21 protein-coding genes are annotated in these 24,500 nt (G+C 50.2%); 6 read left to right on the top strand and 15 right to left on the bottom strand.

The features are described 5' to 3' along the window. Nucleotides 1-24 precede the first annotated feature (24 nt). Entirely contained in the window at nt 25-528 is a 504-nt protein-coding gene (locus DP091_RS00155; protein ID WP_113056516.1) for an LURP-one-related family protein, read from the bottom strand. Nucleotides 529-681: 153 nt separating this feature from the next. Between DP091_RS00155 and DP091_RS00150 the strand changes: the two genes are divergently transcribed. Next, entirely contained in the window at nt 682-1,200 is a 519-nt protein-coding gene (locus tag DP091_RS00150) for an RNA polymerase sigma factor (protein WP_113056515.1), read from the top strand. Then, on the top strand, nt 1,197-2,201 hold the full coding sequence (locus tag DP091_RS00145; protein WP_113056514.1) for a DUF4871 domain-containing protein: 1,005 nt from the start codon (nt 1,197-1,199) through the stop codon (nt 2,199-2,201). Before DP091_RS00150 ends, DP091_RS00145 begins: the two co-directional genes overlap by 4 nt. 158 nt (nt 2,202-2,359) lie before the next feature. On the opposite strand, the gene DP091_RS00140 is transcribed toward DP091_RS00145, so the two are convergent. Continuing rightward, nucleotides 2,360-3,235 carry a DUF6612 family protein gene (locus DP091_RS00140; protein ID WP_113056513.1) on the bottom strand — a complete coding sequence of 292 codons (876 nt, stop codon included), beginning with the start codon at nt 3,233-3,235 and terminating at the stop codon, nt 2,360-2,362. A 125-nt stretch (nt 3,236-3,360) separates the two neighbouring features. Between DP091_RS00140 and DP091_RS00135 the strand changes: the two genes are divergently transcribed. Together DP091_RS00135 and DP091_RS00130 are read left to right on the top strand one after the other, a co-directional pair. Further along, on the top strand, nt 3,361-3,921 hold the full coding sequence (locus DP091_RS00135; RefSeq protein ID WP_113056512.1) for an SLOG family protein: 561 nt from the start codon (nt 3,361-3,363) through the stop codon (nt 3,919-3,921). Between the two features lie 155 nt (nt 3,922-4,076). After that, complete coding sequence (locus tag DP091_RS00130; protein ID WP_113056511.1) at nt 4,077-4,769, top strand: pseudouridine synthase; 693 nt, start codon at nt 4,077-4,079, stop codon at nt 4,767-4,769. Nucleotides 4,770-4,914: 145 nt separating this feature from the next. On the opposite strand, the gene ald is transcribed toward DP091_RS00130, so the two are convergent. From ald to DP091_RS00075, 12 genes are all read right to left on the bottom strand, one after another. Beyond that, the gene (ald, locus tag DP091_RS00125) at nt 4,915-6,033 is read right to left on the bottom strand and encodes an alanine dehydrogenase (protein WP_113056510.1); all 1,119 of its coding nucleotides are present in this window, start codon (nt 6,031-6,033) and stop codon (nt 4,915-4,917) included. Nucleotides 6,034-6,317: 284 nt separating this feature from the next. Further along, the gene (melA, locus tag DP091_RS00120) at nt 6,318-7,823 is read right to left on the bottom strand and encodes an alpha-glucosidase/alpha-galactosidase (protein WP_113056509.1); all 1,506 of its coding nucleotides are present in this window, start codon (nt 7,821-7,823) and stop codon (nt 6,318-6,320) included. Nucleotides 7,824-7,920: 97 nt separating this feature from the next. After that, nucleotides 7,921-8,853, bottom strand: a complete 933-nt coding sequence (locus DP091_RS00115; protein WP_113056508.1) for an AraC family transcriptional regulator — start codon at nt 8,851-8,853, stop codon at nt 7,921-7,923. Nucleotides 8,854-9,036: 183 nt separating this feature from the next. Then, nucleotides 9,037-11,034, bottom strand: coding sequence for a methyl-accepting chemotaxis protein (locus tag DP091_RS00110; protein ID WP_258394346.1), 1,998 nt, complete (start codon nt 11,032-11,034; stop codon nt 9,037-9,039). A 6-nt stretch (nt 11,035-11,040) separates the two neighbouring features. After that, nucleotides 11,041-11,163: a hypothetical protein gene (locus DP091_RS31660; RefSeq protein ID WP_258394345.1), complete on the bottom strand. Its 123-nt coding sequence runs from the start codon at nt 11,161-11,163 to the stop codon at nt 11,041-11,043. A gap of 217 nt (nt 11,164-11,380) precedes the next feature. Then, nucleotides 11,381-12,046 carry a response regulator transcription factor gene (locus DP091_RS00105; protein ID WP_113056507.1) on the bottom strand — a complete coding sequence of 222 codons (666 nt, stop codon included), beginning with the start codon at nt 12,044-12,046 and terminating at the stop codon, nt 11,381-11,383. Nucleotides 12,047-12,100: 54 nt separating this feature from the next. Then, nucleotides 12,101-14,533 (bottom strand): sensor histidine kinase, encoded by a 2,433-nt coding sequence (locus DP091_RS00100; RefSeq protein ID WP_113056506.1) that lies wholly within the window; start codon nt 14,531-14,533, stop codon nt 12,101-12,103. A gap of 260 nt (nt 14,534-14,793) precedes the next feature. Then, nucleotides 14,794-15,594 (bottom strand): ABC transporter ATP-binding protein, encoded by an 801-nt coding sequence (locus DP091_RS00095; RefSeq protein ID WP_113056505.1) that lies wholly within the window; start codon nt 15,592-15,594, stop codon nt 14,794-14,796. After that, nucleotides 15,581-16,591, bottom strand: coding sequence for an ABC transporter ATP-binding protein (locus DP091_RS00090; RefSeq protein WP_113056598.1), 1,011 nt, complete (start codon nt 16,589-16,591; stop codon nt 15,581-15,583). Before DP091_RS00090 ends, DP091_RS00095 begins: the two co-directional genes overlap by 14 nt. An 8-nt stretch (nt 16,592-16,599) precedes the next feature. Next, nucleotides 16,600-17,436, bottom strand: a complete 837-nt coding sequence (locus tag DP091_RS00085; RefSeq protein WP_113056504.1) for an ABC transporter permease — start codon at nt 17,434-17,436, stop codon at nt 16,600-16,602. 1 nt (nt 17,437) lies between these two features. Further along, nucleotides 17,438-18,448, bottom strand: a complete 1,011-nt coding sequence (locus DP091_RS00080) for an ABC transporter permease (protein WP_113056503.1) — start codon at nt 18,446-18,448, stop codon at nt 17,438-17,440. A gap of 103 nt (nt 18,449-18,551) precedes the next feature. Next, nucleotides 18,552-20,372 (bottom strand): ABC transporter substrate-binding protein, encoded by a 1,821-nt coding sequence (locus DP091_RS00075; protein WP_113056502.1) that lies wholly within the window; start codon nt 20,370-20,372, stop codon nt 18,552-18,554. 242 nt (nt 20,373-20,614) lie between these two features. On the opposite strand from DP091_RS00075, the gene DP091_RS00070 reads away from it, so the two are divergent. Beyond that, nucleotides 20,615-21,868, top strand: coding sequence for a sensor histidine kinase (locus DP091_RS00070; protein ID WP_258394343.1), 1,254 nt, complete (start codon nt 20,615-20,617; stop codon nt 21,866-21,868). Between the two features lie 140 nt (nt 21,869-22,008). On the opposite strand, the gene melA (DP091_RS00065) is transcribed toward DP091_RS00070, so the two are convergent. Beyond that, nucleotides 22,009-23,307 carry an alpha-glucosidase/alpha-galactosidase gene (gene melA, locus DP091_RS00065; RefSeq protein ID WP_113056501.1) on the bottom strand — a complete coding sequence of 433 codons (1,299 nt, stop codon included), beginning with the start codon at nt 23,305-23,307 and terminating at the stop codon, nt 22,009-22,011. 190 nt (nt 23,308-23,497) lie between these two features. Here melA (DP091_RS00065) and DP091_RS00060 point away from each other — a divergent pair, with 190 nt between their 5' ends. Then, nucleotides 23,498-24,382, top strand: a complete 885-nt coding sequence (locus tag DP091_RS00060; protein WP_113056500.1) for a helix-turn-helix transcriptional regulator — start codon at nt 23,498-23,500, stop codon at nt 24,380-24,382. Nucleotides 24,383-24,500: the final 118 nt, after the last annotated feature.

Here is a 24,500-nt window from a genome sequence, read left to right as displayed (position 1 = left end):
ATCTAATCTTGGGTTCCCTTGAGCTTAATGAGAGCTCGATGCGGCAGCGCTGTTGTTGCGTTTGCGTATCTGGTGAATGCCCATCACGACGGCAACGAGCTCCCAGTCACCAAGAACCTCGCTCTCATTCTGCAGCTGATAGGCTCCGGCCTGAAGCCAGCCGCTAATGCGGGAAAAAGAGGCGATGATCCTCCCGGTATCATCCGTTATTTCATACTCATTGGAAAAAGCAGGCGAAGTGATCTCGTATACGCCACGCGATCCCGCATCGTACTCGAATTTTTTCGTAAAGAAGCTCATCCGCATGCGCAGCAGGCCCAGTTCTTCCCCATTGCCGCCAGTAATATTCCATTTGTTCGAGAAGAATCGAAACGATCCGCTGCATACCGGATCTCCCGAAGCGTTATATACGTCCAGCGAGGAGCCGAAAGCGCTCTTCAAATCCAGACTTCCTATGACACTGCCTCCCCTATCCATAATATCTGTTATACCCGAGCTAAAAAAGTTATCCTTAAAATATAAATGCATAGGACTTCTCCCCTTCCTCGATTCCTGCATACCTGTTATTCATACAACGATTTGCAGATTAAATTGTTTCAATTTTTTGCGGGAAATTCGGGAACCGATCCGTTATTCGATTGTCTAATATTCGAGGTGATGTTATTGGAGTACCTTAAATCTATGGTGGCCGTGAATGATGCGAGCGCCGTGCTGAGTGATTGGATGGAGTCCTTCGGCCAGGACGTATGGAACTATGCATTCTTCCTAACGAAACGCAAAGATGCGGCCGACGATATCAGTCAGGACGTGTTCTTGAGAGCATTTAAGCACTGGAATGAGTTTCAGGGCCGAAGCTCTGTCAAAACCTGGCTGTTAACCATCACCCGCAACCTTTCCCTGAACTATCTCAAGTCTTCCTATATGACAAGGGTTTCATTGACCGGCTGGATCACTTCCAAACAGACGGAACCCTCCGCTGAAAAAGAGTTTATGGACGCTGCTGCCGTCTCGCAGATATGGAAGTACGTGTTGGAGCTGCCGCCCAAATACCGGGAAGTGTTGATCCTTGAATCCCATTACCAGCTGCCGCGAAAAGAAATAGCGGAACTGCTCGGCATATCCGAAGGAACAATCAAATCCAGACTGCACCGGGCTCGAGCCCGAATGGAAATGATGTTGAAAGGAGAGGATGTCCAGTGAAGACCGAACAAGAACTTCAGCCCGTCTGGATTCAAGAACTGGCTTCTTCTCCATTTAACGAGCCGATGTTCACCGAAGAAATGAAATCCAGTGTATTAAACAACGCTGCTAACGGCTCTTTAAGGACGGGCAGAAAAAAACGGAGGTCTCCAACACGTCTGCGTATTATGGCCGCAAGTGTGTTCATGCTTCTTCTAATCGTGGCGGCATGGGGATGGCGTGAATCACCCGTGATTCAACAGCTGATCCCGATCAAGGGTTGGGGAAATACTGCCGATTGGGCTCCCCGCAGCGTATACACGGAGGATGGCGTAGATAAACTTCAGGCATTTCCGGGCGGGGATTATGCCGCGGGCTCTCCAGCCGGTGTCTGGTGGAATCTTCTAACCCCCATTCAAGACCTTGAAGGAAAAAGCATCCGCATATCCGCCGTACACCGGGATACGGGAAATACCCTTGAAGAGCTCGCTGAGACGAAGATTACCTCCGATATGGCATACAATGACTTTACGCAAGTATCTTCCCGCTTTGCCCTCCCGCTCTCCGGTTTATGGCGTTTCGACGTGATGGTGGATCAGGAGAAGTACGGCGATATCGTAGTCGATGTGCCGGACAGCAGCTGGGAGCCGAGCCCGAGTTTCGTTTCGGCTGCTTCTGAAGACCCGGTGGATCCTCCCACTGAAATGACGGGCATCGAAGGGCGTCTCGGCTTTATTGATCCGGGCTTTATCGCTGGCCAACCCAACAAATACATGTGGCACTTCTGGGGGCGGGACGAGGAATTAACGGGTGACTTGCACATTACGGCGGTAAAAAGAAACACGTCCGAGGTCATCGATGTATTTAAAGCTCGTATCAGTCCTTATCCTCATAACGGTGCCGATGCAGCGATACCAACCTCCATGTCGCTCCCTTCGCCAGGACTATGGCGTATTATGGTCTCCATTAACGGTCAGCTGTTCGACAGCGTCATTGTGGAAGTCGATAAGCCTCAGGACTAAGTTTTAACCACTTTAACCTATCAGAACTTCTATTCCGAGCCTAAAGTCCAGGCTGCCCCGGTCTGTAGGCATCTACAGACCGGGGCAGCCTCTTTCATGAGGAATATCGCCGTTTCCTATTCCTCTTATATCATCCTTGTATCATCTGCCAAACAGCATTATTTCGCGTTCAATGCTTCCTTCGGCACTTCGATCTTGCTGATTTCGTTATGCTTCGAGTAGGTGCTCTTCATTTTCATATCCAAGGATACCTTCTGACCTTCGGCTTCCATTGCCATCACCATGTCCAAATCGGTTGTTGCAGGCAGGTAAGATTCCTTCTGTACGCCATAAATGATATGGATGCTCTTGATATCCATTTGATCCATCATGGCTTCCATCTGCGGATCGTTGCCCGCTTGGCTCATCATGGACTTGGCAAGCTCCTTCAGATTGTCGCCGGAGACATCCGCCGTCAGGACGTATGTGTCTCCGTCCTCCGTAACTTTGAAGTCCTTAGAGAGGGTCTTGAACTGCTCTACCTGCTGCTCCGGACTCGCACTGCTCATATCCAGGCCGTCGCGGATCTCCTGCTCCGATTCCTTCGGAACCTGCATCCATTGACCATCCATGAGCATGTAAATACCGTCTTCCGTTATATACTGCTTCATCTCGACCTTGCCCTCCGGAGAATCCATCACGACGTTCTGCATCATCTCCACCGGCTCGAGCGTAAGTTCTGAATCAAGCGACATATTAACATCCTGTTCCTGCTTCTCTTCGCCTTCAACCACGATATGCTGTTTAACATCGGCTTTCATCGCAAAGCTCTTCAAATTCTGGGAAGCTTCAGCCGATTTCTGGAGAAGCTCGTCGGCAGTCGGAAGAGCATCCTCCTTCGGTTCTTCTTTAGCTGGCGTCTCTGTCGAAGGAGTCGTCCCTTGTTCTGTTGCTGGCGGCGTTGCGGCGTCGTCTGCTGCTTTGTTGTCCTTGCCGCATGCCGTCATGCTCATAACCAAAATTGCCCCTAGTAATGCTGCTGTCCACTTCTTCAATCGAATGTCCTCCTAAAATATGTATTCCGAGTTCCTTCCCCATTCTATACGATTTGTAACATCGATTGATCAAAATTTCCGAAAAAGGTACACTAGACCTATTCTTTGTCAGGGAGCGTGCTCGATTGGAAAACATTCTGATTACCGGATATCGAGCCCACGAGCTCGGTATTTACAACAACAAACACCAAGGCATACCTTATATACGTAAAGCGATTGCCAACCGCCTGGTTCCACTGCTTGAGGAAGGCCTCCAGTGGGTCATCACGCCAGGACAATATGGCGTGGACCTATGGGCCATCGAAGCGGCTATCGAACTAAAGTCCCAATACCCCAATCTGAAATGCTCCATTCTGACGGCCTACCAGAATCCCGAGGAGCAATGGAACGACGATAAAAAAGCTTATTTTCAGGAAGTGATGAAGGGAGTAGACTTCTATGCACCCGTCAGCAAGGGCCCTTATCAGGGGCCATGGCAGTTTACGGCCCGGGATGATCTGCTTCTCCGCAAAACCGATGGTATTCTGCTCGTGTATGACGAAGATAACGGCGAAGCCAGCCCCAAGTTCATCAAAGAGCGTGCCCTGAAGAAGCAGGCAGCCGACGGCTACCGCTTTATCTGCATCGGATCGGAGGAGATACAGGCTGTTGCAGACGAAGAGAACATGTCGCAGGATTTTTACTAGGCTCGATGTTCCCCGGTTACCACTTCGATCCGCCAGAGGAGCTGTTATGTTCCCAACTGGATCGCTCGAGGAATTCCGGCTGGCGATCCCCCCAGCTAGATCAAGGCTAACTAAAATGAACCTGTGGCAATATGACACTTGAGAAGCGGTGGAGCATGCGAATAAACAAATTCATAAGCGAAACGGGATATTGCTCGCGCAGAGAAACCAACCGATTGATTGCAGCCGGACGCATTACAATCAATGGCAAGGTGTGTGAAAAAGGAGCGGACGTTGAGCCGCACGATATCGTGTTGATAGACGGAAAGGAAATTCCTTATAACGATAGCGAAGCGGTTTACCTGGCTCTCAATAAACCCATCGGTATTGTCTGTACGGCAGCAGAACATGTGGCAGGAAACATTATCCAGTTTATTGACTATCCATCGCGCATTTTTGCCATCGGGAGGTTGGACAAAGCCTCTGAGGGTTTGATTTTACTCACGAACGACGGAGATATTGTGAACAAAATGATGCGTTCGGAGCATAACCATGAGAAAGAATATGTAGTGACCGTGGACAAACCCGTTACGGACGAATTTATGCAAGCGATGTCCCAAGGCGTTGAAATCCTGGACGTCATAACCCAACCATGCAAGGTTTACAGGCAAAGCGAAGATGTATTTCGTATTATTTTGACACAGGGCCTTAATCTGCAAATCCGCAGAATGTGTAAAGCCTTGGGGTACAGAGTCCTGAAGCTGGAGCGTGTTCGGATTATGAATATTACACTGGGTCAGCTGGAACGGGGGGAGTGGAGGCATTTGAAGGAAACGGAACTGCATCAGCTCCTGTTCATGTTGAACTAGGCGAAGGCGTCTAACCAACATAAAAAGCCATTTTTCAGCTTTGCTCACGGCGGCCAAGCGAAAGCACCGCTAAGGTTTACGTCAAACCTTGGTATCGTGTCAAATTTATGAAAAATGGCTCTGCATGCTCTAAAACTTGTTATCGCTATGCCAGCAAATAATCGTCAATGCTGGTATACGCATAACCATGAGCCGCCGCAACCGCTTCATAGGTTACCTTGCCGTCGATGACATTAATGCCCTTGGCAAGCGCTTTATCATGACGAGCGGCAGGGCGGAGCCCTTTACTTGCTATTTTCAACCCATAAGGTGCCGTTACATTGGTCAGTGCCATGGTGGAGGTTCTGGCTACGGCGCCCGGCATGTTGGCTACGGCATAATGAATAACACCATGCTTTTCGTAGGTCGGGTTATCATGCGTGGTGATCCGGTCGATCGTCTCGATCGAGCCTCCTTGGTCAATTGCCACATCCACGATGACCGATCCTGGGCTCATCTCTTTTACCATCTCTTCCGTTACGAGGCGAGGAGCCCTTGCACCGGGAATCAATACCGCACCCACGACAAGGTCGGCGGCCTTCACCGTTTCCGCAATATGATACGGATCAGACATAATCGTTTTGACCCGCCCTTGAAAAAGATCATCCAGTTGACGAAGTCGGCCGGGATTAATATCGAGGATGCTGACGTCCGCACCGAGACCCAGCGCGATTCTTGCCGCATTAGTGCCAACGATGCCGCCGCCGATAACGGCAACCTTACCCGGTGCGACCCCAGGTACGCCGCTTAGAAGGACACCCTTGCCGCCATGTGCTTTTTCCAGGAAGTGCGCCCCGATTTGGATGGACATTCTTCCTGCCACTTCACTCATCGGTGTCAGAAGCGGCAAGCTGCCATCCGTTAATTGTATCGTTTCATAAGCAACGGCACTCACCTTACGGTCGACTAGTGCTTTGGTTAGCTCCGGCTCGGGGGCCAAGTGCAGATACGTGTATAGGATCATATCCTCTTGAAAGTATTCATACTCCTCTTGCAGGGGTTCCTTCACCTTCACAACCATCTCGGCTTTCCACGCTTCGGCTGCCGAAGCAACCACCTTGGCTCCAGCCGCTCTGTATGCTTCATCCGTAAAACCGATCCCAAGGCCCGCCCCGGATTGAACAAGCACTTCGTGCCCGGCATTCTTGAAACTGACGACCGTACCCGGCGTCATGCCTACACGGCTTTCGTTATTTTTGATTTCTTTGGGAACCCCAATGATCATCCCCATGCCTCCTTAATGGTGAGCTTTGCCTATCTAATTGAATTGTAACCATTTTCACCCAAACTGTGTACCTGTCTAAGGTATGGGATTGTCCATCCGAATTTATATCTATGTATTCGTAGTATATGCAGGTGAAAGATGAACTGCATGCAAAAAAAACACTTCTGGCAGAGGGATTATAACGGATTTTTGTCCGTTATATCATCCTCGCCCAAGTGTTTGTATAATACGCATTCATGAAACCATAAGTATTTCTGATGTTTGAAACCTTCGTTAATGCGCAATCAGCTTAACGTTTTTTCGCGATCCTTCCCTTTGTCGGATTCACCTGCGTTTTTGTTCGCCTTCTCCCGGTCGAGCTGCATCTCCTCCACCGTCTTCACCTTGAGTCTCGCTGCTCCTTCATACGGACTGGTGGGTATCAGATTGTCAGATGTTAGCCGTGCCTTCGCTTCGGCGATCGAAGCCGCGTACTGAGGAAGCCATGCTTCACCGGCTACCAGCATTTCATCGACCAGCTGCCAAATTTCCTTCGGATTACATACCGCACCGACCAGCGGATCCATCATAAATGCCTGACGCAGCAGCTTATCATCTCCGTGAACCGCCGCTTCAACCGCTAGCCGTTGCACGGATATGCTTGCGTTGCACACCGCAGCCGGCCCTAACGGTAAATTCCCTACATGCGGCATGGAAATGCCGTTGCGGTCCACGTAGCCCGGCGCCTCAATGATTGCATCATCCGGCAAATTGGAGATAATGCCCTCATTCACCACATTAAAATGTCCCCGGTATACCCGGCCGGTTTCCAAGCCTTCAATAATGTAGGAGCCATGCTCCTCTCCCCGTTGCTCCAGTGTATACTCCATAGCCGGATCTTTCATCCAGTTCGGGAAATCGGTCTCGAACCAGTTGCGCCCCTCGGTACAGACTCGCAAATATCCGCCCGTCTCTCCGTTAATCCAGCTGCTGAGGTCAATCCACTCCGTAATTTCCTCCGGACGTTTACGGTACCAAGGAACATATTCGCTTAGATGGCCGTTGGACTCGGTGCTGTAATACCCAAAACGTCGCAGCATATCGATGCGAACCTTCTCAGTCCTGCTGTACTCCGGATGCCGTTCGAACGCTTCCAGCAATCCAGCCGTCAAATCCTTGCCTTGATGCGAGGCTTGAATATACCAAGTCTGATGGTTGATTCCGGCACAGACAATATCGACCTCCTGTTTCTTTAAACCGTACACCTCGGCGATTTGGTGATGCCCATGCTGCACGCCATGACATAAACCGATCGTCCGCACGCCGCCATACTGATTGCATGCCCATGTCAGCATACCCATCGGGTTCGAATAGTTCAACAGCAGTGCATCAGGCGCGCTCACCTCGCGAATATCCCGGCAAATGTTCAGCATCTCGGGGATTCCCCGCTGGCCGTACATAATCCCGCCTGCACAGAGCGTGTCGCCTACGCACTGATCGATGCCGTATTTCAGCGGAATGTCCACGTCCGTGCGAAACGCCTCCAATCCGCCCACACGAATGGTGCAGATGACATATTTGGCATCCTGCAGGGCTTGTCGTCGATCCGTGGTGGACTGAATCGCAATCGTCAGCCCGTTCTCGATAATGTCCCGCTGACACAATTCCGTGACCATATCCAGGTTATGCTGGCTGATGTCGGTGAAAGCGACCTCGATATCCCTAAACTCCGGTACAGTCAACAAGTCACGCAAAATTCCGCGGGTAAAGCCGATGCTTCCCGCTCCGATAAAAGCAACCTTAAACGACATTCTATCCACTCCCTAGCTGCAAATTAGATTGTAGTTATTGTAGCAATCAAGTGGTGGAAAGCGTTATCAAAATTATGACCTCTTGAACTCTTCCGAGTCAAAAATCCTCACTTCTATCTGCTCCGGCATCCTGTTCACCGTATTTCCAGGCATTGCGGTCCTTCCGCAGCCGATATTCCACCGGCGTGGTTTCCGTATACTTCTTGAACAACATATGAAAATACTGTCTGCTGCCAACACCCACATAATCCGATATTTCATGGATGGGGATATCCGTCTGCTCCAGCAGCATTTTGGCCTTTTCCATTCGAATCATGGTCAGATACTCGGTTATTGTTCTGCCCGTCCCTCTGCGGAATACTCGATGCAAGTAGCCGGGATGCAGATTCACCTCAGCGGCAACGTCTTTCACCTGAATATTACGGTCATAGTTCTGATGCAAGAAATCGACGCTTCGTTTAATGTAGAACTCGCTCTGCTGCACTTCACTGCGTTCCCTTTCATCATACAGCCGGGCGATGCATACAAGCAGCTGAATAAACAGCATATGCGTCATCATTCTGCCCTCAGTCCCTCTTTGATCAAGTTCAAGGACGAGGCTCCTTAACACCGGATATACCTCCTCTTGATCCACTAACACCAAGTAGGGAAACGGCCGATTCAGCAGAAAAGACACCTCTTGCTCCTCCCGGGCAATCTGCCTAAGAGAAAGTGCCCTTCCTTCAGTTTTTTCCATAAACCCGAATTCCACATTCAGCATTCGGCAGGAGGCCGTCTGCTCAACGATTAACCGATGCGGGACATCGGCATCCAGTACCATAAACTCCCCTTTTTTCAGCGTGAGGCTCTTTTCCATATCGCCTACCTTCACGTCAATCCGGCATACCCCAGAGATCATATACATGATTTCGGTTGAATCATGCTGATGGTAAGGCATTTCATAATTTATCCACTGCTTATAGTAATAGGCGTAAAAGCGCGGGACGTAATCCCCCTCTTCTAGCGTCTGCTGAAACAAGCTGCCATTCACGACACGTATTCCTCCCTTCGTCCGAGCAGTACAGCATTCCATTTATAACAAAAACGTCAACGTCCTTACAAAAAACAGACCGCGATTAGGAAGTCGTTTTTCTTGCGATAGCAGACCGTCGATTCCTTGCATGAAAAAAAGCCTGGCCCTTAGGCCAAGCTTATCATCAATATGCCAGTGGTGCTACGAGATTTTGAAGGCCGATACGGTATGGTTCAGCTCTTCGGCAAGCTCGGCAAGTGATTGCGCCGTTGCAGCCGATTCCTCGCTTGTAGCCGCCGTTTCCTCCGTCGACGAAGATATCGTTTCAATGGCGGTTGCCACCTCGGCAGCCTGGGCTGCCTGCTCCTCGCTGGCAGCTGCAATATCCATCACTTTGCCCGCCGATTCATTCACCATGCTTGTAATATAGGCAAAGGCTTCCCCGGCTTTTTCCGTGTGGATGACGCCTTGATTCACCGCTTCCACGCTATCGGCCGTATTCTTCTGCATGCCCTTGATGATATCGGCGATCTGCTTCGTGGCCCCTCCACTGCGTTCGGCTAGCTTACGCACTTCATCCGCCACCACGGCGAAGCCTCTTCCTTGATCGCCGGCACGAGCAGCCTCGATCGTGGCATTGAGGGCCAGCAGGTTGGTCTGCTTGGCGATATCGTCGATGACCTCGATGATCTCACCAATCCGCTGGGAGTCCGCTTCGAGTTTGGCAACCTGCTCCCGTACCCGGTTCATGCCTTCCACCGACTGCTGGACGATGCCGCTTCCTTCCGTTGCAATGCCGGAGGTCTGATTTACAAGCTCGGATGCTGCCGAGGCGTCGCTTGCAACCGAATTGATGGCATTCGACCATTCATGGAACAATTCACTGACGGTCTGCACGGATTCAGCCTGACTGCTGCTCCCAACGGCCAGTTCCTCGGCACCAGCTGACAGCTGCTGTGAAGCAGCGGCTACCGATGATGCGTTCATGTTCACTCTGCCGATCATCTCCCGCATGCTCTCCAGCAGCTGCGCGAATACTCGGGACAATGTGCCGATTTCGTCGGCTCTGCGAAGATAAGCCGCAGGAACCTCCTGCGTGAAGTCTCCCTTCGACATGAATTCGCCGATGGAAACGGAAACGCCCAGTGGCTTCACGATGGACCTCGTTAACAGGACAACGACAGCTGCCATAGCTACCAAGGTGGCTGCACCAGCAACGATAATGGAGATGATCAGGGCATCCGACTTCGCCGTAATCTCATCCATCGGAATAATGATAGCGGCAGACCATGGCGTTTCGGTCAATCCGGTCTTAATGGGCGTATACAGCTTGTACAGCTCGGCATCTTCCTCGGTATAAACATCCCCTTCCCGAATCGCATCCAGTATAAGAGGAACCGTCTTTCCAGGATATGCCTTCTTAAGCGTCTGCCCCATCAATCCGTCCTCCGGGGACGTTACGATCACGCCCGTATTCGAATAAATATGAGCATAACCTGTATCGAACAATCGGAATTGCTCCATTATGCTTTGCAAATGTGCCAGGGAAATATCGACGCCAACCACGCCGACGGTCTTTCCGTTATCGATAATCGGAACAACGAGCGATGTCATCATGACATCTTCGTTGCCTACTTTGAAGACGTACGGATCCATAATGATTTCCTTGCCGCTGTTCATCGCCAGGAGATAGAAGTCACCTTCCCCTTCGTGCTCGTAATCCTCGATGACGGAGCGTTCCAGGCCGGATTCCGTTCTTGCCCAGTAAGACATCATTCGCCCCGTATGGTCACTGCCCTGTTTGTTTCTGTATTCGTTATCCTGACCATCAAAGGCATCCGGCTCCCATAAGGTCCAGATCCCTTTCCAGGAGGGATTGTCTTCCAGATTTCTTCTTAATATTTCATTTACGGCTGCGCGATTCGTGGTATCGCTCTCCTTCATTCCAACAAAGCTCACAGCCAATGTACGTGCGGAGTTCATGACATCGTCAAGCTCTGCTTGTACCAGCGCACCAATCTTCTCACTTGTTGTCACCGCGAGCGTCTTGGCCGAATCCAGAGCCTCCTCCGTTGTGGTCATGCTGATATAAGTCATCATGACAGCTAGAAAAATCGTGATCGACCCCAAAATGATAAGCAGCATACGACTCTGGAGTTTCATTGCAAACAGAGATTTCAAAGACTTCAATCGTTTCATTATGTGTCACCCTCGCTTCTTCCGGCTGTTAAATTCATTCCATTCTTCTTCAAGCTGCGCCAAAACTTCCTCAAGCTCTTCCGGTGACAAGAGGTCATCGACACCATATTCAAATAGGTCCTTTGTCATGCCAAAAGTAACCACCCTTCCTACTAAAAGACTATATCCATCCAGTAACATAAGCATATACACTTACATAACTTTCGTAACCGAAATTCTCTTGCGTGAGCACGCAAGAATTTTGCGGGCTTCACTGCAATTGTTGTCGAATATCAGCGAATTCACCTGAAATCATATCGAGGGATGTATTGCTTCATGATCTGAATCGAAAAAAAGAGTAAGCCTATCAGCTTATCTGGACAAAATCCGAATCCGAGAGGATTCCCATTTGCTTTGCCTTCAGTGCAGCTTCTATACGCGACTTCACATTCAACTTTTGAAAGAGATTCGTTAAGCAGTACTCGAGTGAACGCTGGCTCATGATCACCGTCCCCGCAATCTCTTTGTTGCTCTTTCCGCGAGCGATTTCCTTGAGAATACTATATTCTTTATCGGTTATAGACTGGGCTGCCGGCGCGCCTGCTGTCCGTTCCGGACCATTTGCGGTAACGCGGCGGAGCTGCTTCACGAGTGTCAACGGCAGAACGACCTCTCCTCGAAGCGCACATCGAACCGCCGTTACCAACTGCTCTTTGCCCGACGTTTTCGAGACAAAACCTGCCAGTCCGGCCTCCATAATCAAATTAAAATGATTGCTGACTTCAAAGCCCGTATAAATCAGCATTACCGCGCCCGGAGCGATCCGGAGAATCTGCTTGGCCAAATCAATTCCGTTCATGCCCGGCATATGCATATCAATCAGCATCACGTCAAAATGCAGCGTTCTCACCAGCTCCAGTGCCCGCTCCGGCGTATTGGCAATCTTCACGAACATATCCTTTTCCTGCTCAAGCAGCACTTTGGTTCCCTCCATCACCGAGGGATGGTCATCCACCAATAAAATTTCGATCATCGTCACTCATGACTCCTTCAGTCTGGTATCTTGCTTGCTTCACTGACGGCGAATTTACCTCGCCGTAATGGATATATAGACAGCCAACCCGCCGCTATCCGACGAGTCGAACTGGATTTTGCCGTTCATGCTTCTGACTCGCTCTTTCATGCCGCCGATCCCCATGCTGTTGAATTGGTCCGATTGCTGGCTGGGGTCCATCCCAATCCCGTTGTCTTCATAACTCAGGTTGACTTCGTTCGACTGGGTAGACAAACGGAGCCTTACCTCCGTCGCGTTGGAATGCTTCGTTGCATTGGCCAGCAGCTCCTGGACAATCCTGTACAATCCGATCAAATGGTCGTCACTGATATCATCATCGAAGTTTGAGCAGTCGAATTGTATGGAATAATTGGTGCGGAGCTGGGTAAATTCAAACAATGCCTCAAGAGAACGTTCCAGCCCCTCCTCCTTCAGGAGCGGGGGACGAAGCTCGTTGCACGTAATTCGAATCTGATAAATGACATCCAGAAGCCCCTGCTCAATCTCCTCCAGCTGCGGACGCAGATCCTCCGGCAGATCATGATCCGAAGTAATCTGATTCAATTTCCTGTACCATATAATCTGTTCCTGAAGCGCGGCATCGTGAAGGTCCTGGGACAATCGCTTCCGCTCATTTTCGGATAAATGAAGCATGAGTCGCAGCAGCCATAGGGGCATGATCTGCTGGGATGAACCCAGCTTCTCCAGTTCCCTCGTCAAATCCTCAATGACGCGGAAGTTATCGTACAGAACACTTGCATAACGCGTAATGGTCTCCAGCCATATTTTTTGGGCCTGAATCAGGAGCAAGGGAACCTCGCCGCCAATACAGACAATGCTGCTATCCCCGTTCATTTCTCCAATCTTGACAAAATATCCGTCACACATCTCAAACAGTTTACAGAACGGAATATGCCCAGGACCGCATGTATGGATCGCACGAATCACTCCTTGTGGCGGTTCTTTATGGCCCCCTTGGATTTTGATCTGCAGACTGTGGTGGTTTATCTGGATGAGACTCACCCGATCCGTCCCCAGCACCTTCTTGATTTCCTGTACGATCCGGGCATTCAATTCACTGATCTTCACCATCCCGAAAAGATCGGAGGAGAATTGATCTAGGCTCATCTGCAGCCTGAAATACCGGTCCTCGCTCTCCCGGACAAGCCGTTCTGCCGCAATCCGCTCCCGTTCGGCCTGCTTCTGCTGCGTAACATCCCGAATAATGGTAAGCGCCGTATGATGTCCTATATATGGGATAGGTGTTGTTATGGCCTCAATATCAATAATCGTCCCATCCAGCCGGATTAGTTTGTTGCCGGCGAGCTCCGAGGTATTTCCGTTTGCGTACACATGTTCAACCTCAGACGTCACGAACTCGAGCTGGTCGGAAGGAATCACGTCCTGGAAGGAGGTGCCGTCCAATTGCGCGATGTCCGTAATTCCCAATAAGGATAAGCCCGCAGGATTCGCATAAATATAAGAAAAATCGGAATGAAGGAACATCGCAACCGGAGCGATATCCAGGATATGGCGGTTGATCCGGTCACTCTCCATAAGGGCCCGTTCCGCTGATTTACGGGCGGTTATGTCCTCGAAAAACACTTCAATCGTGTCCGACTCCGGATCATAAAGAGCCGTCGCCACGACATCGACCCGTTCTCCGTCAACCCGCCTTATGGATAGCTCTTCGGCAACAACTTCCCCAGTCCGAATCAGCTGCGTGAACCGTTTGCGGGCCCACTCCTCATAGGGATCAAGCGCCCAGTCCCAAGGATCGGTACCCAGGATGTTCTCAGGACCCGCCGCCCCAAGGATCCGAAGTCCGGCGGGATTCACATACATGAGCTTGCGGTCCTTGCAGACCGCAATGGCAATTGGAGATAACTCCACCAGCCTGCGATACCGATTCATGCTTTCTTTGAGCGCCTGTTCCATCTTCTTGCATTCCGTAATATCATACAGCGCCTCTTCCATGCGGAAGCGAGTGGTAATGTCAATGACAATGCCATCGGTCCGGACGATTTGACCGGTTTCATTCATCGTCGGAATCATTTTCACCTGAACCCAGCGTACATCGCCCTCCGGGTGGATGATGCGGTATTCGGTATGAACGGTGTCGCCTTGTCGAAGTTTGTCAACCAAGGATCGGAACAGCGTCATATCCTCCGGATGGATCAGCGTTTCCCAGGAAAGGCCGACTGCGAAATCACGATGTGAATAACCTGTGATTTTATGAAAAGCCAAAGAAGTATTTTGGATACTCCTTGTGGCGAAATCGTATGACCAAATGCCAACATCAAGCGTAAGCAGCATATCATCAAGCAAGCGGAATCTGCCTTCGGCCATGTCCAAGGCCTGGTGGCTTAACTTCCGCTGATATGCGACTTTGAACAAAAAAATCCAGAATGTCATGGTGAGGGCGACTAATACCAAGATGGTTTCCCCCAAGAAGTAGTTACACATGATGTTTGATGGTCTCCTTATGAAGCATACACGCAGTCATGTCAGATGCCTTGCGGTATACCGAATGCGAGCTGCGGATGAATCAAATGGCAGCCATATCATTTATCGGCATATCCTTCACAAATGCGAAGATCAAGAATAGAGAAATTTTATGCAGCGATTCGAAGTGTCATATCCCGCGAAAATAATCGGAAACAAAATAAAGCCCGAAGCGGTTACGCTTCGAGCTTTTCTCTTGAGATTTTCATCGTTCACACCGCTCATGCCAAATCCCACTCGGCATGGATCTTGGGCACATCGGAAATCAACTGCTGGGTATAAGGATGCTGCGGATTCAAGATAACTTCTTCCGCCGGTCCACGCTCCACGACTTTCCCTTGTTCCATAATATACAGCGTATCGCTTACATAGTAGGCAAGCCCTACGTCATGGGTAATGAAAATAATCGTCATGTTGTTCTCGTCGCGCAGCTTTAAGAGCATATCCAGTATCGTAGACCTTGAGCATGCGTCGACCATGGAGGTCGGTTCATCCGCAATCAGCAGCTTCGGATGAAGCATGAAAATCCGGGCGATCATCAGGCGCTGCATTTGTCCGCCGGACAGTTCGAACGGGTATTTATTGTGCAGCTCCTCGAATTTCAGATTGACGAAGGAGCACGCTTCCTTCATTTTGCGGAATTGCTCCTGCTTCGTCAGTTTATCCCCCTGCAGCTTGATGCAATCGAGCAGCAGCTTCTCGACTTTGTAGAAGAGATTGAACGAAGAGAACGGGTCCTGGAAGATCGCTTGAATGTTTTTCCAATAGCGCTTGCGGTCTCTATGCCGCTTCAGCTGCCTTGGCTTGCCCATATACTCTATCTTACCGCTGCTCTCCTTCAGCAGGCCCATGATCATTTTCGCCAGTGTCGTTTTGCCGCTTCCGCTCTCACCGACAATCGATATAATCTCGCCTTCATGAAAGGTAAAACTGACATCCTCCACGGCGGTTGTCTTCTGCTTCCCGTAACCGAATACCTTGGTGAGATGCTCTCCCCGAATCAGGACATCATTCCTCTTCATTTGCATACCACTCCTTAAGCACACCCGGTTCCACGATGCAGCGATACATTCGATCTTCCACGGTCCGGCTCGTTATCTTTCCCTTCCGGCAGGCGTCTTGCACGTAGGAACAACGATCTGCAAACCGGCAGCCCTCCGGCACGTTCTTCAGATTAGGCGGTGTCCCCGGGATAGCGGCCAGCTTGTGGCCTTTCATGCCTTCCTCCGGCACAATGATGGATCCCATCAGCTTTTTCGTATAAGGATGGATCGGGTCAAAAATCATTTGCTCTGCGGTTCCGCGCTCCACGATCTCCCCTGCATACATGACGATGATGTCATCCGTTACGTGATAAAGCAGCGGCAGTTCGTGCGTGATGAATACCAGGGACTGAATATAACCCCGATCCAGCAGACTTTTCAGCAGCTTGATCACCGCTTTCTGCGAGGTTACGTCCAGCGCGGAGGTCGGTTCGTCCGCAATCAGCACTTTGGGATTCAGAATGGTGGAGATTGCGATCACCGTCCGCTGCTTCATGCCGCCTGACAGCTCGTTCGGATAGGAGTTCAGCACCTTGGTTGACAAATTCAAGGTTTCGAACCGTTCCGCCGCCATATCCCACACCTGCTTCTTGTTCAGCTCAGGGCGATGCTCCTTCATAATGTCCTCGACGAAATGAATGATTTTGAGCGTAGGATTCAAGGCATTCATAGCTGCTTGCGGGATATACGATATCTCTCTTCCCGACACCTGGGAACGGAGCTGCTCCTTGCCAAGCTTCATAATATCCGTGCCGCTTACGACAATGGAGCCGCTGCCATAATGCAGCGGCAGAAAATAGAAACCCATCAGGCTAAGCGCAAGGGTCGATTTGCCGCAGCCGGATTCACCGGCAATGCCAAGCGTCTTCCCCTTTTCGAGCGAGAAGCTCACGCCGTCAACGGCATAGACATGCTCCTTCAACCGGGTACGGTAATAGGTCTTCAATTCGTTCACTTCCAGTATATTTGTACTCACAACATCCATCAGCTCCTAATCTTCGGATTGAATATCTCATCCATGCCGGTGTTCATCATGTACAAGGAGAAGGTGATGATGGCAATGGAGATCGCCGCCGGGATAAAGGCCCACCACGCGCCGGCAACCGGTGCTTCAAATACGAGCGCCCAGTTCATGATGATGCCAAGGGAAATCGTGTTGTACGGTCCGAGCCCCAGCATCGAGATGGAAGCCTCGGACAGAATACCTGATGCCGTCTGCAGCACAAACGCCATGACAACATAGGAAGCGATATACGGCAATATCTCCGAGATAATGATGCGCGGCGTGCTGTACCCGGATATTTTCGCGATATTTACGTGATCCCGGTTTCGCAGCGAGGATGTCTGAGCACGTACGGCCCTGGCCGTCCAGGGCCAGCTGGTAATGCCAATGATAACCGCCGTAACAAACGAGCTGCGCGAATCGATGCTGACCGAGATCAGAATGAGGATGACAAAGGAAGGTATCACGATGAAAATGTTGGTGATGGCGGTCAGCAGATTATCAATCATGCCTCCGATATAACCTGAGGTTAGACCGATCACAAGGCCAATCACAGTAGCAAATACGCCGGCAATCAGCCCAACCTGCAAGGAGGTCCGAATGCCATAGATCAATTCAAGGAATAAATCCCTGCCGAAGTTATCCGACCCCAGCAGCAGCTTCGAATCCGGCGGCTGGTACGCCAGGGCGATCATCTCCAGCGGATCGTTGCGGTTAAAGAACGGGTAGATCAGCACCATCCCGATCATAGCCAGCAGCATGCAGGCTCCGAACATAAACTTCGGCGATTTGATCAATATGCGAAAGGAACTGTTCATATTATTGATCCTCCATCTGAGCAGCCTTGATTCGTGGATCGATCCAGCCGTAGATTAGGTCAATCGTAAAGTTAGCCAGCAGCACAGCCAGGGCGATCAAGAGGGTGCAGCCCGAAATTAACGGATAATCCAGCTGACGGATCGCCGTGAACATCCAGGTTCCGATTCCCGGATAACTGAATACGATTTCACAGATCAGCGAACCGCCCACCATCGTGCCGATGGATAACGCCAATCCCGTGATCTGGGGCAGCATCGCATTTCGGAATACATACCTGGCGATCTTCGAGTCCCGTATCCCGAGAAGTTTGCTGTACAGTACATAATCCGAATTCAGCTCATAAATGGACATCTCCCGCATGCCAATGGCTTGGCCGCCAATCGTAACCAGCACGATCGATAGAAATGGAAGCGTGTGATGCCGTAGTACGGAAGCGAAGAATTCAAAGCTAAGTGACGGCACCATCTGGTAATCGTAGCCCCCGTGCAGCGGAAACCAGTTTAGGGACAGGGCGAATACATACAGCATAATAATGGCTAGGGTAAAGAAAGGAATGGAATTCACAAACAAGGCCACAGGGAATATCACTTTATCGAATACGCCTTTGCGGTAAGCCGCAACGGCGCCCAGCACGTTCCCGATCAGCCAGCCAACCAGAATGGCCGGAAGCTGAAGCCCGATCGTCCAAGGAACCGCCGAGGCCAGAATCTCCGTTACCGGTTTCGGATAAAGGCCGAATGAAGTGCCCAGGTTGCCTGTCGCCAAATTTTTCAGATAGATGAAGAACTGCTCCCATAAAGGCTTGTCGATTCCAAACTCGACGAGAAACGTCTCATAGACCCGTTTGATCGTATCGCTGTCGGTCATCCCCTGCGTCATCTCAGACACAATCATGCTCACCGGATTCCCTTCAATCATCCGGGGCAGAAGGAAATTCAGCGTGACTGCAATCACCAGCGTCAGAAAGTACCAGAAGAACTTCTTGACGATATATTTTCCGTAAACGCTCAATCAGCTCACCCCCATGGATCACACCCTGAAATTGGTGGAAAAGAGACCTATATCAGGGGTGCAAATCCGCCAATATAGGTCTTAGTTCATTGAGTTATATCCATCAGTTATGAATTTGATACAGCGACTTGATACCGGCTCCATCCATCGAAATTTGAGGCGGTATGTTGCTGCCGTCCCCTTCGGTCGGGAACCCCTTCCATACGGATTCATTGACCGTATCGAATACCCAAGGACGATACATGAGCGGAATCGATGGGATATCCTTTAACCAGATTTGGGTCAATTCAGTGTAGAGCGCTTTCAATTCTGCTTCGTCCGTAATGGTTGGAATCTTCTCGATGATGGCATCGGCTTGATCGTTCTTATACCGGCCCCAGTTGTAGAATGCCATCTCGCCCATTGGCGCAACGCCCTTGGAGTACATGATGGTCATAGCGCGGTTCCACGGCTGGCTTGGGCTGACCCCGCCAGCAGGCGTATTCATGATAATATCGAACTTGCCCGTCTGTAGATCATTGGTCCATACCGGCGCTTCCGGGAATTTGGTTCGAATCTCGATACCGATTGCCTTCGCATTCTGGGCAACAATCTCAAGCGCCGCATTCCAATCCGACCAGCCGTATGGACATTCGATTTCAAACGGGCCGAGGCGGGTTCCGTTCAAGACGCGGATGCCGTCTTTCCCCTTGGCGGCACCGATGGAATCGAGCAGCGCATTGGCAGCATCCACATCTGTCGTCCATTGGAGCGGTTTGATAGCCGCCTGATCCACATATTTCGCTTCGGCCTCCGTATTCAGGGTCAACGACGGCTCCATTGGTGCCGAGTAGCCGCTGATGGCCAGCTCCGAAATTTTGCCGTAATCAATCGCCATAGCGATCGCTTTTCTGACATCCGCATTGTTGAGTCCTTCCTTCGTCATGTTGAAGAAGATCGATGGCATGGAGCCAGGCACATAATAGGGAGCGTCTTTGATATAGGTTTTAACCGGAGCCCCGCCCTCCCACATTTTCCATACCTGTGGAATAAACTGCTGCGATACGTCTACCTGACCGCTCTTGAATGCCAGGTCGCCCGCTGCATTGTCTTTATAGATGACATGGGTGATATATTTGGGAGCTGGCAGCTTGCCAAAGAGTGCCTGCCCCCAGTAGTTATCGTCCCGTACGATCGTGATCTTCTGATCATTATAAAAATACATTTTGTAAGGTCCCGTTCCGATCGGGTCCTCGTTGACTTCTTTACGAATGGTGGCAAGGTCGTTATTGGCTTTCTTCTCAACCTCTTCCCATACATGTTTAGGCAGCATCGGCATGATCTCGATGCTGTCGAGCACCGTCAATTTGTTCGGGTTGTCTTTATTCAGCTTGATGTTCACCGTATGCGGCCCGTCTGCCGTTACGTCCTCGATGTAGGTCCAGAAGCTGCTCCAGTTTATGTCATATTTTTTGCCGAGCTGGTAAGTATAGACGACATCATCGGAGGTGAACGGCTTGCCGTCGCTCCATTTGGCATCCTTGTTCAATTCGATCTTCAGGGTCAGATCGTCGGTCCATTCATATTTGGTACCCAGCAGCGGCTCCAGCTCGCCTGTCAGCTGATTGACCATGAACAAGGTTTCATAGACGAGTTCCCTGGAGTTTCCGTAGTTAATCGGAAACGCCGGGTTTCCGCTGAGCAGGTTAAAATTCGTAGGCGCCCCCCATTGCAAACCATTCACGTATAGCGTTTCGTTTCTCGGCGTCGCTTTCGCATCGCCCTGCGGTGCCGGCTCATCATTGCCTCCGGGTGTGTTTACCTCTTCCTTGGGCGGCGGCGGATCTGATGCGGTCGGCGGCGTTACACTCTGGCATCCGGCAGCAAAAAAAGACGCGGCCAACAAAAGAATGAACATGGGTCTCAGAACGGTCTTCAGCTTCACTTGTGAACCCTCCATTCATGGAAATGTGTTCTCACTTAAGTGCTGAGTTTCCGGGACAAACATATGTTATATGCAAGCGCTTTCTCGATGGATTTATATGCTCCTTCACTCCATCTGAGTACGAATAAATTTTGTTATTTTTATTCAAGCCTCAAGGATTTTTCCATTTGACGTCGAACTTGAATGGACAAGGTAATCTAGCGGACGATTCGATACTCTTCAAAGGGGTGGGCCTACTGCCTGTGATTAAAGATGTTTTGCTGCAGTTGTTGTTTGCATTGATGCCTTTTGTCGCATACAACATCTATTACAGAAAACTGACAGTCAACTATTCCCGTAATTTCATCATTGTCATTTGTTCGCTGTGCATGCTGCTGTCCATGACCTTTGCTTCGTCCGTTCAAAGCGGGCTGATCTTTGACGTGCGGTATGTCATTATGTTCTTCGGCATGCTGTTCGGAGGGTTCCTAACTGGGGCAATCCTGCTCGTGGAATTTCTAATTTACAGGTTGTACATTGGCGGATCCGGCATGACCGACGCAATTATTATCTTGATCTTTACGTTCCCGCTGTCCGTTCTGCTGTCATTCCTGTACCATCGAACCAAACACAAATTTTGGATCGTTTTTATAGCCGGCATCAGCTTCTCTATTCTCCCGCTCCTGCTACTCTACATAACCAAACCTGACTACATCATGAATAACTTCGCATTCAATATACTAGCTATGCCGGTTCATAACTCGCTCGGAATATGGCTTCTCGTGACCCTGTTTAACAAATCCGTATCCGACAAAGAGCTTTATCTGCGGTATATCCAGAATGAGAAAGCCGAAGCCGTCAATCATGTCGCCGCTTCCCTTGCCCATGAGGTCCGCAATCCGCTGACCACCGTGCTTGGGTTTCTGCAATTGATTAAGAGCGGTACGTTCCCTCAGGAAAAAACCGAACGTTTTCTGGAAATCAGCATGGAGGAAATTCGCCGGACCGAGCAAATCTTGTCCGAATATCTCTCGATCAGCAAACCGTACTTGCCGTTTCAGCAAAGAATCGAGCTGTCGGCCCAGATCAAATCTGTCGTCGAGCTCATGCTTTCATATGCTAATATGAGCAACGTGACCCTCAGCGCTGATTACCCTCAGCTCCCCATTTACATTTTAGGCAGTCCGGCGGAGCTCAAGCAGTTGTTGGTCAACTTTATTAAGAATGCGATTGAGGCCAGCAAAGACGTCGACAGAGGCACGGTCCACATCACCATCTATGAAGAAGCAGAACAGGTGTCCATCGAAATCAAGGACAACGGGATCGGCATGACGCCCGAGCAATTGAGCCGTCTCGGTTCAATCTACTATTCCACTAAAATGAGCGGCACCGGACTTGGGCTCACCTTCTCCTATCAAGCCATTCGCGCCATGAATGGAAGTGTCTCGGTTCGGAGCTCGCCACGATCAGGAACGGTGTTTCTCATCACGCTCCCGCACGCCAATATAAATCCATAGATAAGTGAATTCCGCACGCAATCCGTTAACGATAAAGAGAGACGCCCCTGTAGTGACCAGAGCGTCTCTCTTTTATGAATCCAGTAATAGTATTTCTTTTGCTGCAAAACCTCTGAGTTTTTGCTTAAGTTGTATCAGCCTTATTGGTATTTAGGGAGCCAGTCTCCATGCGCCTCAATCAGGTCGTCGCATAGGCTCTTGATGTCATCGATGGACAGCTCGGCAGCCGTATGCGGGTCGAGCATCGCCGCATGATAGATATGCTCCTTCTTGCCGGTTGCCGCCGCTTCCAGCGTCAGCAGCTGGGTATTGATATTGGTGCGGTTCAGCGCGGCACATTGCGGAGGCAGATCGCCGACATAGGTCGGGGTTACGCCGCTGGCATCGACCAGACACGGAACCTCAACGCAAGCTTCCTTCGGAAGGTTCGTGATCAGCCCTGTATTCATCACATTGCCGCCGATTTTGAACGGAACATTGGTCTCGATCGCTTCCAAAATGTAGGAAGCATATTCATGGGAGCGGTTGTGCTTCAGATCCTGGTTGTTGACCAGATCCTCGCGCATCGCCTTCCATCCCTCGATTTGGTTCACACAGCGACGTGGATATTCATCCAGCGGGATATTAAAGCGCTCAATAAGCTCCGGATAGTTGCGCTTGATGAAATATGGATGGTACTCGGCGTTATGCTCGGACGACTCCGTAATGTAGTAACCGAAGTTCAGCATCATCTCGAGACGAACCATATCATGATGCTTCTCCTTCTGCTTCTCGGCCGCGCGCTTCTTAATTTCCGGATACAGGTCCACGCCATCCTTCGTTACCTCAAGAAGCCATGCCATATGGTTAATGCCGGCGATTTTGGCCTGCACGCCTTCCTTGTCCATCCCCAGATTATCGAACAGATGCGGAATGCAGGCCTGTACGCTGTGGCACAGACCTACCGTTTGCACGCCGCCCAGCGTGTTCATGGCATTGGTCAGCACCGCCATCGGGTTCGTATAGTTCAAGAACAGCGCCTGTGGACAAACTTCCCGCATATCGGCCGCAAAATCCAGCATGACCGGAATGGTGCGGAGATTACGGAAAATCCCGCCGATTCCCACAGTATCCGCAATCGTCTGTCTGAGTCCATACTTCTTCGGAATTTCAAAATCCGTGATCGTACACGGATCGTATCCTCCGACCTGGATGGCATTGATGACATATTTTGCTCCGCGAAGGGCTTCCTTGCGGTCACTGTATGATTTGACGACACAGGTGCTGCCGCTGGTTTTCTTTATGTTATTCAGCATGTTCTCCGAATCTTTCAAACGGATCGGGTCAATATCATACAAAGCAAGTTCAAATCCCTGCAAGGCCGGGGTCTGCATGCAATCCCCCAGGACATTCTTGGCAAATACGGTACTTCCTGCTCCGATAAATGTAATCTTAGACATCAATTAATTCCCTCCCTAAACTCCATGAATTAATACGTTTTCACAAGACTAACTATATGATAATCGGTCTTTTTTGAATATGGAGCAAAACAAGTGCGATATGGACATTTGTTGTTTCATTAGGTAAGCTAACCCTAACTCAACATCCGCAATATCGATTGATCTCACACACGTTTAAGGGGGATAGCGCATGTCCATTTTGCCAGACCATACGCTCTACGCGATTGGTATGAATCCTTCACCGGGCGGTCACGACCTGAACATCCTGTTCAGCGGTGAGGGAACTCCCATTCCACGCCACAAAATTGGTCCGATCATTCATGATTACTGCCTCATTCACACCGTTTTGACAGGCCAAGGCATCTTCGAGTGTGCCGGCATCGTACATCATTGCCAGGCAGGCGACACCTTCGTGATCCTTCCCGGCGTTCTGTTCAGTTATGAAGCCGATGATCGGAACCCCTGGCACTATAACTGGGTTGCATTACAAGAAAAGGGCACCAAGATGCTGCTGGCCGACATGGGTGTTACGCCGACTAAGCCGATTATCCACTGCAAGGATGAAGCTGAGCTAAGGTCGCTGATCGATATGTACCGTCATCTCCGTCTGGGCTTTAACCAATCGGATCATCCCTGGCTTGAGGATCTTCAGGCTTCCGGGTGGCTCCGTTTGCTGCTCCATAAGCTGGCGATGTTAAACCGTGAGCATCTTCCGTCAAATTCCAATGACGTGCCGGATATCGAGCGAGGCGTAAGGCAGACCGAGAGATGGATCTCGACCCAGTATCATCAACAGCTCTCCATTGATCAAATGGCCAAAACGCTTGGCTATCACCGGGCACATCTGTCCAAAATGTTCAAACAGCATACAGGCATGTCCCCCATGCAATATCTCATGAAGGTACGTATTGAGAAAGCCAAGTCGCTCATGAAATCGTCTTTCTCCATTCATGAGATTGCTTCCTCTGTCGGTTTCAATGACGCACTCTATTTCTCCAAGCAGTTTCGCAAATGGACAGGCATGACCCCAAGCGAGTATAAATACAGCCTGGAGAAAGGCTCTAATAAAGCATGATCTATAGACAGGCAGGATATCTGGTTGTGGGCCCAAAAAAGAGCATACGAAAAAGCCGCCGGTGGTCATAGCCCCGTCAAGTAGACATTAAAAAAAGAGATTTTATTAAGCGGCGACT

It is taken from the genome of Paenibacillus sp. MDMC362, from assembly GCF_003269305.1.
Classification (GTDB): domain Bacteria; phylum Bacillota; class Bacilli; order Paenibacillales; family Paenibacillaceae; genus Paenibacillus_AQ.
The sequence above is the reverse complement of the archived record's forward strand: the minus strand, read 5'-3'. Positions and strand labels throughout refer to the sequence as shown.